Source organism: Pseudomonas sp. GL_091 (genome assembly GCF_057837725.1).
In genome coordinates, this window is the sequence record NZ_CM174451.1 from 65,560 (window position 1) to 77,738 (window position 12,179).

The 12,179-nt window shown below is 60.4% G+C and carries 12 protein-coding genes; 2 read left to right on the plus strand and 10 right to left on the minus strand.

The window, feature by feature from the left end:
- Positions 1 to 91: 91 nt before the first annotated feature.
- From AC3ITY_RS00320 to zur, 7 genes are all read right to left on the minus strand, one after another.
- Positions 92 to 862: a MetQ/NlpA family ABC transporter substrate-binding protein gene (locus AC3ITY_RS00320; protein WP_489307022.1), complete on the minus strand. Its 771-nt coding sequence runs from the start codon at positions 860 to 862 to the stop codon at positions 92 to 94.
- A gap of 66 nt (positions 863 to 928) precedes the next feature.
- Positions 929 to 1,603, minus strand: coding sequence for a methionine ABC transporter permease (locus AC3ITY_RS00325; protein WP_008002212.1), 675 nt, complete (start codon positions 1,601 to 1,603; stop codon positions 929 to 931).
- Positions 1,603 to 2,610, minus strand: a complete 1,008-nt coding sequence (locus AC3ITY_RS00330; RefSeq protein WP_223455068.1) for a methionine ABC transporter ATP-binding protein — start codon at positions 2,608 to 2,610, stop codon at positions 1,603 to 1,605. The genes AC3ITY_RS00325 and AC3ITY_RS00330 overlap by 1 nt, the downstream gene beginning before the upstream one ends.
- A 378-nt stretch (positions 2,611 to 2,988) precedes the next feature.
- Positions 2,989 to 3,705: a PA5502 family lipoprotein gene (locus AC3ITY_RS00335; RefSeq protein ID WP_489307023.1), complete on the minus strand. Its 717-nt coding sequence runs from the start codon at positions 3,703 to 3,705 to the stop codon at positions 2,989 to 2,991.
- A 37-nt stretch (positions 3,706 to 3,742) separates the two neighbouring features.
- Complete coding sequence (gene znuB, locus AC3ITY_RS00340; RefSeq protein ID WP_489307025.1) at positions 3,743 to 4,531, minus strand: zinc ABC transporter permease subunit ZnuB; 789 nt, start codon at positions 4,529 to 4,531, stop codon at positions 3,743 to 3,745.
- Positions 4,524 to 5,309 (minus strand): zinc ABC transporter ATP-binding protein ZnuC, encoded by a 786-nt coding sequence (gene znuC / locus AC3ITY_RS00345; protein ID WP_223455063.1) that lies wholly within the window; start codon positions 5,307 to 5,309, stop codon positions 4,524 to 4,526. The genes znuB and znuC overlap by 8 nt, the downstream gene beginning before the upstream one ends.
- Positions 5,309 to 5,791 carry a zinc uptake transcriptional repressor Zur gene (gene zur / locus AC3ITY_RS00350; RefSeq protein ID WP_223455061.1) on the minus strand — a complete coding sequence of 161 codons (483 nt, stop codon included), beginning with the start codon at positions 5,789 to 5,791 and terminating at the stop codon, positions 5,309 to 5,311. Before zur ends, znuC begins: the two co-directional genes overlap by 1 nt.
- A gap of 66 nt (positions 5,792 to 5,857) precedes the next feature.
- Between zur and znuA the strand changes: the two genes are divergently transcribed.
- Complete coding sequence (gene znuA, locus AC3ITY_RS00355) at positions 5,858 to 6,778, plus strand: zinc ABC transporter substrate-binding protein ZnuA (protein WP_489307026.1); 921 nt, start codon at positions 5,858 to 5,860, stop codon at positions 6,776 to 6,778.
- Positions 6,779 to 6,913: 135 nt separating this feature from the next.
- Here znuA and AC3ITY_RS00360 read toward each other — a convergent pair whose 3' ends face one another.
- Both AC3ITY_RS00360 and AC3ITY_RS00365 read right to left on the minus strand, forming a co-directional pair.
- On the minus strand, positions 6,914 to 7,864 hold the full coding sequence (locus tag AC3ITY_RS00360) for a homoserine kinase (RefSeq protein ID WP_489307028.1): 951 nt from the start codon (positions 7,862 to 7,864) through the stop codon (positions 6,914 to 6,916).
- A gap of 57 nt (positions 7,865 to 7,921) precedes the next feature.
- Positions 7,922 to 8,212 carry a DUF2782 domain-containing protein gene (locus AC3ITY_RS00365; RefSeq protein ID WP_223455056.1) on the minus strand — a complete coding sequence of 97 codons (291 nt, stop codon included), beginning with the start codon at positions 8,210 to 8,212 and terminating at the stop codon, positions 7,922 to 7,924.
- Between the two features lie 74 nt (positions 8,213 to 8,286).
- Here AC3ITY_RS00365 and polA point away from each other — a divergent pair, with 74 nt between their 5' ends.
- Complete coding sequence (polA, locus tag AC3ITY_RS00370; protein WP_489307029.1) at positions 8,287 to 11,091, plus strand: DNA polymerase I; 2,805 nt, start codon at positions 8,287 to 8,289, stop codon at positions 11,089 to 11,091.
- A gap of 427 nt (positions 11,092 to 11,518) precedes the next feature.
- Here the strand turns inward: polA and yihA are convergent, their stop codons facing one another.
- Entirely contained in the window at positions 11,519 to 12,163 is a 645-nt protein-coding gene (gene yihA / locus AC3ITY_RS00375) for a ribosome biogenesis GTP-binding protein YihA/YsxC (protein ID WP_102669531.1), read from the minus strand.
- Positions 12,164 to 12,179: the final 16 nt, after the last annotated feature.

A 12,179-nucleotide genomic window follows, 5' to 3' on the forward strand; every position in this document is an offset into this window, starting at 1 on the left:
AACACCGCCAAACCCTGTGGGAGCGGGCTTGTATTTCAAGGCACAAAAAAGGGGCGCATTCGATGCGCCCCTTTTTTGCTGCTTCAGTCGATCAGAACGCCGGTACCACCGCGCCTTTGTACTTCTCGAGAATGAAGGCCTTCACTTCCGGGCTGTGCAGGGCAGCGACCAGTTTCTTCATCGCTTCGCTGTCCTTGTCATCCGGACGAGCCACCAGAATGTTCACGTAAGGCGAGTCGCTGCCTTCGATGAACAGCGCGTCCTTGGCCGGATCGAGCTTGGCTTCCAGCGCGTAGTTGGTGTTGATCAGCGCCAGGTCGACCTGGGTCAGCACGCGCGGGATGGTCGCGGCTTCCAGTTCGCGGATTTTCAGGTCCTTGGTGTTTTCGGTGATGTCTTTCACAGTCGACAGGATGTTGTTCGAATCCTTCAACTTGATCAGGCCGGCCTTGGCCATCAGCAACAGTGCACGGCCGCCATTGGTGGCATCGTTCGGGATGACCACGTTGGCACCGCCAGGCAATTCAGCAATGGTCTTGTACTTGCTGGAGTAAGCGCCCAGGGGCTCCAGGTGCACGCCAGCCACAGAAACCAGGCGGGTGCCCTTGGCCTTGTTGAACTCATCCAGGTACGGCTGGTGCTGGAAGAAGTTGGCGTCCAGGCGCTTTTCCGCGACCTGCACGTTAGGCTGGATGTAGTCGGTGAATACCTTGACCTTCAGGTCCACGCCTTCTTTGGCCAGGGCCGGCTTCACGAATTCGAGGATCTCGGCGTGTGGCACCGGAGTGGCCGCGACTGTCAGGGTTTCAGCGTGGGCAGAGAATGCCGCAACGGCCGCGAAGGCCACGAGTAGTTTTTTCATTCAGCTAACTCCTTGTGCGGCACCGTTTCCGGTGCCTGCCAGCGTATGGCCGGCTCATGTCTTGTCTTATTTACGGGAGAAATGCACAACCAATTTGTCGCCGACGGTTTGCAGCACCTGAACCAATACCAGCAGCAATACCACCGTCACGACCATCACATCGGTCTGGAAACGCTGGTAACCGAAACGGATCGCCAGGTCACCCAGACCACCTGCGCCCACGACACCAGCCATCGCCGTGTAGGACACCAGTGTAATGGCTGTCACCGTAATCGCCGCGAAGATGCCCGGACGAGCCTCCGGCAGCAAGGCATTGGTGATGATCTGTCGCGTGGTCGCGCCCATGGCCTGGGTCGCTTCGATGATGCCGCGATCCACTTCACGCAGAGCGGTTTCCACCAGGCGGGCGAAGAACGGCGTGGCACCCACCACCAGCGGCGGGATCGCACCGGCGACACCCAGGGACGTGCCGGTGATCAGCACGGTGAACGGAATCATCACGATCAACAGGATGATGAACGGCAGCGAACGCAGGATGTTCACCACCAGCGACAACATCGCGTAGACGCCTTTGGCTTCCAGCAACTGGCGCGGGCTGCACAGGAACAGCAGCACGCCCAGCGGCAAGCCGAGCAGCACGGTGAACAACAGCGAACCGCCGAGCATCAGCAGGGTGTCGCCGGTGGCCAGCCAGATTTCGAACCAGTCGATGTTGGCGAAGAAACTTGTCAGGGCTTCCATTAGCGCAGCACCTCCATGTGGACGTCGGCCGCGGTGAAGCGGGCAAAGGCCGCTTCCATGTCACCGCCGGTCACGGCCAGGGTCAGTTGCCCGTAAGGGATGTCTTTGATGCGGTCGATACGACCGGCCAGGATGCTGTAGTCCACACCGGTTTCCCGGGCGACAGTGCCCAGTAACGGCGCGTAGGTCGCTTCGCCCTGGAAGGTCAGACGCAGGATGCGCCCCGGCACGTGAGCGAAGTCGTCACGCTGCTCGCTTTCATCGATCTGCTCGTCTTCCTGCACGAAGCGCTTGGTGGTCGGGTGCTTCGGATGCAGGAACACCTCGGCCACCGAGCCTTGCTCGACGATCACGCCGGCGTCCATCACGGCTACCTGGTCGCAGACCCGGCGGATCACGTCCATTTCGTGGGTGATCAAGACGATGGTCAGTTTCAGCTCGCGATTGATCTCGGCCAGCAATTGCAACACCGATGCGGTGGTTTGCGGGTCGAGGGCGCTGGTGGCTTCATCGCACAGCAGGATTTTTGGCTTGGTCGCCAGGGCGCGGGCAATGCCGACACGCTGCTTTTGCCCACCGGACAATTGCGCCGGGTACTTTTTGGCGTGGTCTGACAAACCGACCCGCGCCAGCAACTCGGCCACGCGCGAATCGATCTCGCTGCGCGACAATTCGCCAGCCAGTGTCAGAGGCAGCGCGACGTTGTCGGCGACGGTCTTGGAGGCCAGCAGGTTGAAGTGCTGGAAAATCATCCCGACCTGTTGACGGAAGCGGCGCAGGCCATTGGCGTCGAGAGCGGTGACTTCTTCACCGTCGACTGTGATCTTGCCGCCGCTGGCGTTTTCCAGGCGATTGATCAGACGCAGCAGGGTACTTTTTCCTGCGCCGGAATGACCGATCAAGCCGTAAACCTGCCCGTTCTCAATCGTCAGACTGGTCGGATGCAGGGCGGGGATTTCCTTACCGGCGACGCGGTAGGTTTTATGGACGTTTTGAAACTCGATCACGTAGCGAACCTTGTGGGGCGCGTTAGAAAAGGATCAGCGGTTAGCCGGGCGCGCATTTTAGCCTGTCCGTATAGAGGTTCTTAGCATTTATTTCGCATTTGTCCTGTCATTTGGAAATAACACGATCAAAGGTCGGAAAAACGAACGGCTGAAGATGCTCGCCCAAGGCCGAAGGCAATTTCGACCTGCTGGGCAGCATCGGGTTTGGGGCCGGGAGGCGAAGGCCAAGGCGATTCAGGCCTGAGAGTTTTACTGCCAGATAGGACGCCTTCGCGGGCAAGCCCGCTCCCACAGGGTTCCGGGTTGGTCACCTGCTTTGTGGCTAACTCGGACATTGTGGGAGCGTGCTTGCTTCGGGCGGCGTTCCGACGATGCTTTTCAGGGTTTACGCGGACTCAGAACCATCTGCGCCGGAACATTGCGCAAAATCTGCCGCTCAAGCTTCAGATCAAACTCAGGATCGAGCTTCTTCACCCGTTTGGTCAGCAAGTTAGCCAGCCAAGGGTAATCGTTGGTGCGCGGCGCCTGAATGCTCACGTCGCACTGGAAATTCACCACATCGGCGGCGATGGCATCCAGTTGGCGACGCAGTTTGCCCATATCGTTGATATTAAGCACAACCGTGGTGCTTTCAGCCGTCAGGTCGATGACCTTGGCTTTTGGCTTGGCTTCGGCAGCCTTGAGGGCGGCTTCGGCTTTTTCCAGCTCGGCCTTGCGCGCCTGGGCAATCGAGCCGTTGACTCCGCCGGTCAGTGCCGGAGCCTTGGGCATCAACGCGCGGGCACGGCTCAGGGCGGTCGCGGCGGCATCCACATCACCCTTTTGCAGCACGATCTGGCTGCGGCGCAGGTAGGCTTCGGCCAGTTGCCGCTGGTATTGCTCAAGGGAAGCATCGTTGGGCGATTCGGCCTGCAAGGCTGCCAATTGGTCTTCGGCGGTGGCCAGTTCATCGCTGGCGATGTTTTGTTCCAGCTGTACGATGGCCGTGGCCCGCGCATCGGCGGCTTCGGTGGCCGCCGGTGGCGTGCTTTGGCAGGCGCCCAGCAGCAAAGAAAATGCGACAAGGAGCAGATAACGGGAGGCGAACGACTTCATTCCTGCGACTCTCTATTTGCGCAAAAAACGAGCAAGTCTACACCCCTCGACGGGGCAGAACAAAACTCAGCAGAAATAGCACTGCGGCCGTCACCACAATCGACGGGCCGGCCGGGGTGTCCTTGAACCAGGACAGCGCCAGCCCGCCACACACGGCGAGTATGCCCAGCAGGCTCGCGCCCAGCGCCATCTGTTCCGGCGAGCGGGCGTGACGTTGTGCCGCAGCGGCCGGGATGATCAGCAATGAAGTGATCAGCAATACGCCGACGATTTTCATCGCCACGGCAATCACCACGGCGATCAACAGCATCAGGGCCAGGCGCAATCCCGCCACCGGCAGGCCTTCGACCCTGGCCAATTCTTCATGCACCGTGATCGCCAGCAATGGGCGCCACAACGCAACCAGCAAGACCAGTACCGCAGCGCTGCCGCCAAGGATCCAGGCCAGATCGGTCGGACTGATCGCCAGCAGGTCGCCGAACAGATAGGCCATCAGGTCGATCCGCACTTCGTGCATGAAGCTTAGTACCACCAGGCCCAGAGAGAGCGTGCTGGGTGCGAGAATTCCCAAAAGTGTGTCGGATGCCAGCGGCTGGCGTTGTTGCAAGGTCACCAGCATCACCGCCAACAGCAAGCAGCCAACAGTGACGGCAACAGTCGGGCTGACATCCAGCAGGAAGCCCAGGGCCACCCCGAGCAATGCCGCGTGCGACAGGGTGTCGCCGAAATAGGCCATGCGCCGCCAGACCACGAATGACCCCAGCGGGCCTGCGACGACGGCCAGGGCCAAGCCTGCAAGCAGGGCGTAGAGCAGAAAATCAGCCATGCTTGCAGCTATCTCCGTGAACATGGGGTTGGCCCGACGCAGGCGGCTTGACCACCGAGCCATGCAAGTCGTGAGCGTGGTCGTGATGGTGGTGATAAATCGCCAGGCTTTGTGCGTTTTTTCCGAACAGCTCGACGAAAGCCGGATCGCCGCTGACCTGCTCGGGATGGCCGGAACAGCAGACGTGACGATTAAGGCAAACCACTTGATCCGTAGTGCTCATCACCAGATGCAAATCGTGGGAGACCATCAGCACGCCACAACCGTGGCGGTCGCGCAGGCGGGTGATCAGGCTGTACAGCTCAGCCTGGCCGGCCACGTCGACACCCTGTACCGGTTCGTCGAGCACCAGCAGTTCCGGCTCGCGCAACAAGGCCCGGGCCAGCAACACCCGCTGCATTTCGCCACCGGAAACGCTTTGCACCGGGCTGTCGATCACCTGTTCGGCGCCGACTTCCTTGAGTGCCGCCAAGGCCATGGCACGGTCCACGCCCGGCACCAAGCGCAAGAAACGCAGGACCGACAGTGGGAGGGTCGGATCGACATGAAGTTTTTGCGGCATGTAACCGACCCGCAGTTTCGGCTTGCGCCAGACGCTGCCGCTGTCCGGTTTCAACAGGCCGAGCACGGCACGCACCAATGTGGTTTTGCCAGCGCCGTTGGGGCCGATCAGGGTAACGATTTGCCCCGGCTCGACGCTCAGCTCGATGTTGTCCAGCACCGGTTGCCCGGCGAACGTGACCGCAACCTGCTCAAGACGGATCAGCGCGTTGCTCATCAAGCCCCCTGGCAACCCGAGCAGAGACCGACCACTTCGACGGTCTGGCCTTCGACGACAAACCCGACATCCCTGGCGCTGGCGATGATCGCGTCGCTGATGGATTTTTGCTCAAGTTCGATCGCGGCGTGGCACATACGGCAGATCAGGAACTGACCCTGGTGAGCATGTTCCGGGTGATTGCAGCCGATGAAGGCGTTGAGCGAGGAAATCCGATGGACCAGGCCGTTTTCCAGCAGGAAATCCAGCGCGCGGTACACCGTCGGCGGCGCGGCGCGGCGACCGTCCTGCTCGCTGAGGACCGCAAGAATGTCGTAGGCACCCAGGGGCTTGTGGCTTTGCCACACCAGTTCCAGCACCCGCCGGCGCAACGCGGTCAGGCGCAGGCCTTGACGTGCGCACAGGGCATCGGCCTCGGACAAAGCGCTGTGAACGCAATGTGAGTGGTCGTGGGGACGGCTGGCGATCGGTGTTTTTAGCATGAGCGGCGACGAGTTTTGTGAGAGACGTTATTATGTTACCCGTTCTCGCCTCTTCGAGTGGTCATCGTGTCCCGACTTTTTTCTGTTTTTGTCGCATTTATCGCAAGTTTTCTGCTGATCGGTTCGGCGCAGGCCGAGGTCAAGGTCCTGACCAGTATCAAGCCCCTGCAGTTGATCGCCGCGGCGGTGCAGGACGGCGTGGCGATTCCTGAGGTTTTGCTGCCGCCGGGTGCCTCACCGCATAACTATGCGTTGCGCCCTTCCGACGTGCGCAAGGTGCAATCGGTGGACCTGTTGTACTGGATCGGCCCGGACATGGAAGGTTTCCTGCCACGGGTGCTCAATGGTCGTACGTTGCCCAGCGTCGCCGTGCAGGATTTGCCAGGCATGAAACTGCGCCGTTTTGCCGAAGATAGCCACTCCCATGCTGAAGAAGCCGACGAACATGACCACGATCACCGTCCGGGCAGCCTGGATGCGCACCTGTGGCTGTCGCCGGTCAACGCCCGGGTCATCGCCACGAAAATGGCGGCTGACCTGAGTGCCGCCGATCCTGACAATGCCGCGCGCTATCAGAGCAATCTGAAAGCCTTCGACGAACGTCTCGATGCGTTGGATGCGCGCCTGAAGAAACGCCTGGCCGATGTTCAGGGCAAGCCCTACTTCGTTTTCCACGAAGCCTTCGACTACTTCGAAGACGCCTACGGCCTCAAGCACGTGGGTGTGTTCAGCGTCGCGGCTGAAGTGCAACCCGGTGCCCAGCATGTCGCGGCGATGCGCGCGCGTTTGCAGGAAGTCGGCAAGACCTGCGTGTTCAGCGAACCGCCGCTGCGGCCGCGTCTGGCGGAAACCCTGGTGGCGGGTTTGCCGGTGAAACTGGCTGAACTGGATGCGCTGGGCGGGTACACGCCGGCGACTGCTCAGGGCTATGAGCAGGTGTTGGAGAAATTGGGGAATGATCTGGCGGGATGTCTGGAGTCGTTGTAACCGACACCAAACCTGTGGCGAGGGGGCTTGTCGGACCGCCGCACCGCCCCGTTGGGCAGCGAAGCGGCCCCCATGGATCTACCTGATAGATCGCATGGGAGCGCTGCGCGCTCCAACAAGCCCCCTCTCCACAATTTAAAGAGCGAAAGGCAACGGAGTATTGACCGTCTGCCGCTGCGCCAGGCGCAGCTGGAACTCCATCGGATCGTGAATCAGCACATCCTGCCCGGCGAACGACTCCGCCGCGATCAAGCGTGACAACCAGAACCGTACGCAAGCCACCCGCAGCATGGTCGGCCACAGTTCGGCTTCGGCAGCGGTGAACGGTCGCAAGGCCGCGTAAGCGCCCAGCAAGGCCCGCGCTCGCGGTCCATCGATCACGCCATCATCGTCCGAGCACCAGTCGTTCAAGGCAATCGCCACGTCGTAGAGCATCGGCCCGGAGCAGGCGTTGTAGAAGTCGATCAGCCCGGTCAGGTGCGTGCCTTCGAACATCGCGTTGTCGCGGAACAGGTCGGCGTGAATGTTCGCTCGCGGCAGTGCCAGGATTTTTTCTTTCTGCCGGGTGATTTCTTCCAGCGCCCGTTGCAGCAGGTCTTTCTGCTCGGCACTGAGATGCGACAGGAACTGCGTACCCTCTTCCAGCATCCAGTCCAGGCCGCGATCGGTTTTGCGCTTGATCATGTTGGCCTGGGTCGCCAGGTGCAGATGGCCGAGCAACTCACCCACCTGCGCGCAATGTTGCGCATTGGCGTGCTTGATGTGCTTGCCGGCCAGGCGTGGTTGCAGCAGCGCAGGTTTGCCCGCCAGTTCGCGCAAGGCCACGCCGTCGGTGGTGCGCAAGGCGTAAGGCACCGGCAGGTTGGCGCCGTGCAGCACGTCGAGCAGTTCGATGAAGAACGGCATTTCCTGAACCGGGCCGCGCTCGACCAGGGTCAGGACAAATTCGCCCTGCTCCAGGCTGATAAAGAAATTGGTGTTTTCGCTACCGGCGGCAATCCCCTGGAAATCAAGCAGGCGGCCGAGGCCATAAGGGGCGAGAAAAGCTTCCAGCTCGGGCCGAGCCAGGGGGGTGAACACAGACATGTTTAAACTGCCAGTACGGGCGCCGCTCGTGAGCCAGCGCCAATTGAAATTAGGAAACTATTTCCACTCAAAGATCTTCCACGCCGGAATCAGCATATCCGGGTAATCCGAGCGGATGTAGTTTGCATCTGTACCGTCCGCACGCACCAGAAAGTATGGCTTTCCGCCCTTGGGCGTGACTTTGATGGCATACAGAAAACCGTTTTGGCGGTACTCCTGAATGACTTTATCCCCTTCCGTGCGGATCGTGACTTCCGGCTCGGGTGTCGGCGCATCGTCCGCCGCCATGACGGCCAGTGGTGTGATTGCAAACAAGCCAGCCAGCAACAGGCGATTTAGTGTGCGCATGATAACCTTGTCCCTTTGTCGTCAACGGTCCCGCTATTCTAGCGCCGGACCCGCCGAAAAGGTTGATCCTGCTCATGAGCCAAGCCCCCCTCGTCCTGGTGGACGGTTCTTCTTACCTGTACCGCGCCTTTCACGCGCTGCCACCGCTGACCACGTCCAAAGGCCTGCCGACCGGCGCGGTCAAGGGCGTCTTGAACATGCTCAAGAGCCTGCGCAAGCAATATCCGGACAGTCCGTTCGCTGTGGTGTTCGACGCCAAAGGTGGGACTTTTCGCGATGACATGTACGCCGAATACAAGGCCAACCGTCCAAGCATGCCCGACGACATGCGCGTGCAGATCGAGCCGCTGCACCAGAGCGTGATCGCCCTGGGCTTCCCGCTGCTGTGTGTAGAGGGCGTCGAGGCCGATGACGTGATCGGCACCCTGGCCCGCAGCAGCGCGGCGGCGGATCGTCCGGTGATTATTTCCACCGGTGACAAGGACATGGCGCAACTGGTCGACGGTCACATTACCTTGGTCAACACCATGACCGGTAGCAGCATGGACGTGGAGGGCGTGAAGGAGAAATTCGGCGTCGCTCCGGAGCAGATCATCGATTATCTGGCGCTCATGGGCGATTCGTCCGACAACATTCCGGGTGTTCCGGGCATCGGTCCGAAGACGGCTTCCGGCCTGCTGGTCGGTGTGAACGGCGGCCTGACCGAGCTCTATGCGCAGCTCGACATCGTGCCGACCCTGCCGATTCGCGGCGCCAAGACCCTGCCGGCCAAGCTCGAAGAGCACAAGGAAATGGCTTTCCTTTCCTATCAGCTGGCGACCATCAAGGTCGACGTGCCGCTGGACGTTGGGCTCGACGACTTGCAAATGGGTCCTGAAGATCCGGCCAAACTCTACGAGCTGTACACCCTGCTGGAATTCAAGAGCTGGCTGAACGACCTTGATCGCGACGCCAAACGCCTGGAACTGAGTGCTGCCGCCGAGCCTGCACCGGCCGCGGATCTGTTCAGCGAACCAGAGGCCGAAGCACCGGTCGCCGCTGCTGAAGCCGCCTATGAAACCATCCTCGATCAGGCGCGGTTCGATGCCTGGCTGGAAAAACTGAACAACGCCAAGCTGTTTGCCTTCGACACCGAAACCACCGGCATCGATGCTCAGCAGGCGCAACTGGTGGGCCTGTCGTTCGCGGTTCAGGCTAACGAGGCGGCCTACATCCCGTTGACCCATTCCTACATCGGCGTGCCGCAGCAGCTGGATCGCGACACGGTCCTGCGCGCGCTCAAGCCGATTCTGGAAGACCCGAACAAGCTCAAGGTTGGCCAGCACGCCAAGTTCGACATGAACATCCTGGCCAACTGCGCCATCGGCGGCGATCAGGACAACGGCATTACCGTGCGTGGCATCGCCTTCGACACCATGCTTGAGTCATACGTGCTCAATTCCACGGCCACGCGCCATGACATGGACAGCCTGGCGCAGAAGTATCTGGACCACACCACGGTGAGTTTCCAGGACATCGCTGGCAAAGGTGTGAAGCAGCTGACGTTTGATCAGATCGCCTTGGAGCAGGCCGGGCCTTACGCCGCCGAAGATGCGGATATCACCTTGCGTCTGCACCAGACCCTGTTCGAAAAGCTCTCGGCCATTCCGAGTCTGGCCAGTGTGCTGACAGACATCGAAATCCCGTTGGTACCGGTATTGGCGCGTATCGAGCGCCAGGGCGCGTTCGTTGACGCCGCCTTGCTGGGCGTGCAAAGCATCGAACTGGGCGACAAGATGGTGGCGCTGGAGCGTGAAGCCTTCGAGATTGCCGGCGAGGAATTCAACCTCGGTTCGCCCAAGCAACTTGGTGTGATCCTTTACGAGAAGCTCGGCCTGCCGGTATTGAAAAAAACCGCCAAGGGCCAGCCGTCCACCGCCGAAGAAGTGCTGGCCAAGCTGGCAGAAGACGACTATCGATTGCCCAAGGTGCTCATGGAATACCGCTCCATGAGCAAGCTGAAAAGCACCTATACCGACCGCCTGCCGGAGCAGATCAACCCGCGTACCGGGCGGATTCATACCTCGTATCACCAGGCCGTGGCGTCCACCGGGCGGCTGTCCTCCAGCGATCCGAACCTGCAGAACATCCCGGTGCGCACCGCCGAAGGGCGTCGCATCCGCCAGGCGTTCGTGGCCCCGGCCGGTTACAAGCTGCTGGCGGCGGACTATTCGCAGATCGAACTGCGGATCATGGCGCACTTGTCCCGGGATGAAGGGCTGATGAACGCCTTCCGCCACAATCTGGACGTACACACCGCGACCGCCGCCGAAGTGTTCAAGGTCGAACTGGCCGACGTGACCTCCAACCAGCGTCGCAGCGCCAAGGCGATCAACTTCGGCCTGATCTATGGCATGGGTGCGCAGAAGCTCGGCAAGGACATCGGCGTCGACACCAAGACCGCCAAGGCCTACATCGATACCTACTTCGCCCGGTACCCCGGCGTTCGCCAGTACATGGACCGCACGCGTGCCCAGGCCGCCGAGCAAGGTTATGTCGAGACGTTCTTCGGCCGCCGCCTGTACCTGCCGGACATCAACTCCAACAAACCGCAGGAGCGCGCCGCCGCCGAACGCACGGCGATCAACGCACCGATGCAAGGCACCGCAGCGGACATCATCAAGAAAGCCATGGTCGCGGTGGATAACTGGCTGACCACGTCTGGCCTCGACGCCAAAGTCATCTTGCAGGTGCACGATGAACTGGTGCTCGAGGTGCGTGAAGACCTGATCGACCAGGTTCGCGATGAAGTTCGCGTGCACATGAGCGAGGCCGCGAAACTGGATGTGCCGTTGCTGGTCGAAGTGGGGGTTGGAAACAACTGGGATGAGGCCCACTGAGCCACCTGAATAGACCTTTTCTGCTGCGGCATAGTGCCGCGGCAGAAGGGCGCAAACAGCTTAGTCCGGAAAGCTATTAGAGTTATTTCAAAGCTATTTGAAAAAAAATCTGAACTAATCTTGCGAACCACCACTCAGAGTTACTGAATGGCTGGTGAAGCCCTTCGATGCTCCTATGTTGTGTTAAGTGTTGGCAGATATCTGGACCCCGCCCTAGCGGTCTAGAGCTTGAACCCCGGAACTTCTCCCTCCCCATATGAAGCCCGGGGTTTTTTTTGCCCCGAGAAAAACTGTCCGTGATGCGCTCATGCTGCGTTAAAAGCGCGGCTCGAAATGCTCATTTAGGCCCCTAAAGTCGAACGCGACCCCGGCCGTTTCGAGCCGCGCTTTTGCCTTGCCTGAGCGCACCACAAACAGTTTTTGATATTTATTGAATCTCTGTTTCGGCACCCTTGTCCGCCAGCTCCATCCAGCCAGCCAGTACGGTGTAGGCATCTTCCAGGCCCATGCGTTTTGGGGCCGAGAACAGCTGAATCGTCACGAGATCGCCCCAGCCCTTGCGGATTTCCGCCTGAACCTTGAGCAGCGTGTTCTTGGCCGCGCCATAGGTCAGCTTGTCCGCTTTGGTCAGCAGAATGTGCATCGGCATGCCGGCAGCCACGGCCCAGTCGAGCATCAGCAGGTCGAAATCGGTCATCGGATGGCGGATGTCCATCATCAGGATCAGACCTTTCAAACTCTCGCGACCACCCAGATATGCCTCCAGGTGACGCTGCCAGTGTTGCTTGAGCGGAATCGGTACTTTTGCATAACCGTAGCCCGGCAGGTCGACCAGACGGCGTTCATCGTCTAGCTTGAAGAAGTTCAACAGCTGTGTGCGCCCCGGGGTTTTCGAGGTGCGCGCCAGGCTGGCGTGAGTCAGGGTGTTCAAGGCACTCGACTTGCCGGCGTTGGAACGCCCGGCGAAGGCGACTTCGAAGCCCTCGTCATCCGGACATTGGTCGACTTTGGCGGCGCTGAGCATGAAGGTGGACTGTTGGCACAGACCGAGGATGGGATTCTTGAGTTGCATGGGATTTCCGATGTGG